The sequence below is a fragment of the Nocardia sp. NPDC052112 genome (genome assembly GCF_040680135.1).
GTDB lineage: Bacteria > Actinomycetota > Actinomycetes > Mycobacteriales > Mycobacteriaceae > Nocardia.
In genome coordinates this window covers 1-1,276 of the sequence record NZ_JBFAWD010000079.1, presented here as the reverse complement: position 1 = coordinate 1,276, position 1,276 = coordinate 1, and the positions used below count along the sequence as shown (strand labels likewise).

General features: G+C 70.1%; 1 protein-coding gene. It reads right to left on the bottom strand.

Going from position 1 to position 1,276, the window contains the following annotated elements; all coding sequences use genetic code 11:
- Positions 1–1,257 (bottom strand): hypothetical protein (locus AB0L58_RS43010; RefSeq protein WP_364397531.1); only part of this gene is annotated, 1,257 nt, incomplete at its 3' end.
- Between the last annotated feature and the right edge of the window lie 19 nt (positions 1,258–1,276).

Here is a 1,276-nt window from a genome sequence, read left to right as displayed (position 1 = left end):
GCCGTTTCCGGTTCCGCCGAGGTCTTTGACGGTACCGACGTGGGTGTTGTTCTCGGCATGCGGGCTGGCAGTCATCGTCAGCACCGATCCCGGTGTGGCGCTGGGCTGGCCGTCGGCGGCGACGACTTCTCCGGCGAGGCTCATCCGCGGAGAATCGGGTCGGCTGGTGTGGAATTGGGCCGTGCCGGGTTGGCCGGGCGACGATGAGCCTCCCGCTGCGGTCACGATATCGGCCGGTGCGGGTCCGGCGTTTCCGGCGATCAGTTGTTGAAGGGCATCATCCCAAGGCCTCGAGCCGGGGCTGGGTTCGGGTTTGCCTCCGGGGGAGGTCGGTGATGCTGGCGGGGCCTGCGGCGTGCCTGGCGGTGATTGATCTGGACCCGAAGGCGGTATGCCGCCCTCATCGAGTTGGCGGAATGCCTCCTCGTATGTCATGCCGTTGAACTCCGCGTCGCCGAGTTCGTTGATGTCGGCGATGGTCTCCTCGTGTGGTCGGGGGCGGGAACCGCCGCTGTGGGTTTCGCGGTCCGGTAGACCCTCACGCGAACCGTCGTCGCGGGATCCGCCGTTCTCGGGGAGGGTCTGTTCGTGTGGCCGGGGTGCGTCGGCGCTGCCGTGCGGCCGCGCCGAGTCGGATGCCGATCGGGCCGGCAGCCCGTCACGGGAGCCGTCGTCGCGCGATGATCCGCCGATCTCGGGAATCGTCTCCGCGCGTCTCCGCGCCGCGTCGGCGCTGATGTGCGATCTGGCCCAGTCGGGCGCGGATCGGACCGGCAGATCATCGCGCCAACCATCGGAGCGAGACCGGCCGGGAAGGCTACCCTCGGGCAGGCGGCCGGTGCTCATCGCTCGCGTGACACGTATCGCCGTGCCGAGGCCACCGACAACGCCACTGCCGACACCCATCATGATCGCCTCGGCAGCGTTTCCGTCGGTAACCCCCGCGGCGGCGGCACCACCCGCGGCTCCGCCGGTGGCGCTGGCGAGTACGACGGCCACGACGCGTCCTGTCGCGCGACCGGCTCGGGTGGTGGCATTGGCGCCGATGCGGGTGAACGCGGGCAGCACCGCCCGAGTTACCAACGAGCCCGCGAAACCGCCGACGAAACCGGCTTCGGCCGCCTTCCAGACCTGGTTCCAATCGATGCTGGTGCGGCGCCCGCGTTTGCCGCGCCCCTGCAGGATCTGGGCCTGTTGGGCGCCGGCGACGACCACGCCCATCGAGACCGCGCCGATGATCGCCGCGCGAACAGCCAACCCGATAGCGGGGAATCGC